Source organism: Aerococcus sp. L_32, assembly GCF_050689315.1.
Window position 1 is genome coordinate 1 of record NZ_JBOEQF010000379.1, and the last position, 1,831, is coordinate 1,831.

General features: G+C 42.4%; 3 protein-coding genes. All 3 read left to right on the forward strand.

Translation table 11 applies throughout. The annotated features are described in order from the left end of the window. Window positions 1-207: GNAT family N-acetyltransferase (locus tag ACRCJ0_RS13110; protein ID WP_431390704.1), on the forward strand; the 207-nt coding region annotated here is incomplete at its 5' end. 136 nt (window positions 208-343) lie between these two features. Next, entirely contained in the window at window positions 344-1,435 is a 1,092-nt protein-coding gene (locus ACRCJ0_RS13115; protein WP_419971772.1) for a M42 family metallopeptidase, read from the forward strand. Between the two features lie 204 nt (window positions 1,436-1,639). After that, a partial coding sequence (locus ACRCJ0_RS13120; protein WP_431390705.1) for a universal stress protein occupies window positions 1,640-1,831 on the forward strand: 192 nt, incomplete at its 3' end.

The following is a 1,831-nucleotide window of genomic DNA, read 5'->3' on the forward strand; positions in this document are numbered from 1 at the left end:
CAACCAAAGGCAGACAATGTCATCGTCGCAACACACACATGGACGGATCCAAGTTTGCGCGGACAAGGTGTCGCTGCACAACTTGTCGACCACCTAGTTGCCGACTCAGAGGCAAAAGGCCGCAAAATTAAAGCCCTATGCCCATATGTCGTGAAGAAATTCAACGAAAACCCAGCCAAATACGACCACATTAATGCAGACAAATAAAGATTGAAGAAGGGCCATCCATGTCTTTGCTAGCTAGCAAGGATAGGGATGGCTTTTTCCTTTGAAGGGCACTCGCTTTCATTTTCCAATAAATATCGGTAAAATGGTTACATTAGAAAGTCTAAAGAGGTGCAAAATGAAATATATTAAATTGTTAGAAGACGTGTCGAATGCTTACGGGGCGCCAGGATATGAAGACCAAGTGATCGAAGTAGTGAAAGCCAACAAAGGCGATTTTACCTTACAAGCCGATGCAATGAAAAACCTATACATGAATTTTACTGACATCGACCCCAACAAACCAACGATCATGTTAGACTCCCACATGGATGAAGTCGGATTTATGGTGCAAGCCATTGACGAAAATGGTTTATTGTTGATGCAAGCTTTAGGTGGTTGGACGGCAGCCTCTGCCCAGTCGCAATTATTCATGGTTAGAACCAATGATAATGAAAGCTATGTACCAGCTGTTGCCACAAGTAAACCTATCCATTTCATGACTGCGGAAGAAAAGGCTAAACCAGTAGCCTTAACAGACTTGAAATTAGATGTGGGTGCCACTTCAAGAGAAGAAGTAATCAACGATTTTGGTATTACAGTCGGCCAACCCGTTGTACCAGCAACCAAATTCCAGTTCAACGAAAAGAATGGTATGATGATTGGTAAAGCCTTTGACAACCGTCTTGGTGTAGCTGCAACCATCGCTGTCTTCAATGAATTAGGACTTGAGGGCGTGAAAAGCTTACCATTCAATCTTGTTGGCGCTTTTGCCACACAAGAAGAAGTTGGTTTAAGAGGGGCTAAAGTCACAACAAATCGTATTGATCCACAAGTGGCCATTGTTTTTGAGGGAACGCCCTCAGACGATTACGCAAAATCAGCTACACTTGGCCAAGGACGCGTGAAACAAGGACCTCAATTACGGTATCGCGATTCAACATATATCGCTTCTGACCACTTAAACGGTCTATTTTTGAAAGCTAGTGAAGAGGCTGGCATCACAATCCAACAAGCCGTCCGCGATGGTGGTGGTACAAACGCCGGCTCAATCCATACTGCAAATAATGGGGTATCAGTGATTACACTAGGTATGCCAACTCGTTATGCACATACCCATTACTTAATCTCTGCCTACCAAGACTTCCAAGACACTGTGGACGTAACCGTAGCCTTCTTAAAAGGTTTAACAGCAGAGGACCTAGCCTTCACATCATTACAAGACTTATAAGCATAGAAACCCAAAAGACTGTGGCAAAATGTCATAGTCTTTTTGCTTGGCTTCGATTTGGATAACATACTGGCGTAAGGTTCAAGCATTCGCTAGAAAAAAGGGTTTAATTATTTTTCTTGAAATATAAAGGCCTTATTTTTGTAAGCGGTTCCAATTTTGTGTTATACTTTATATGGAAAGAAAGTAAGGGAGGTAACGAAAATGATTCTTGATAACATCCAACGTATATTGGTGCCAGTAGATGACTCGGACAACAGTAAAGCAGCCTTTCGAGATGCAGTAGAGATTGCCATGCGCTCAAATGCTACTGTAGACGTCCTATCAGTAATTGCCGATGACTATGTGTTTAGTGACTTGCGGGTATCTGAAACAGATATAAACGAGATGAAAAAG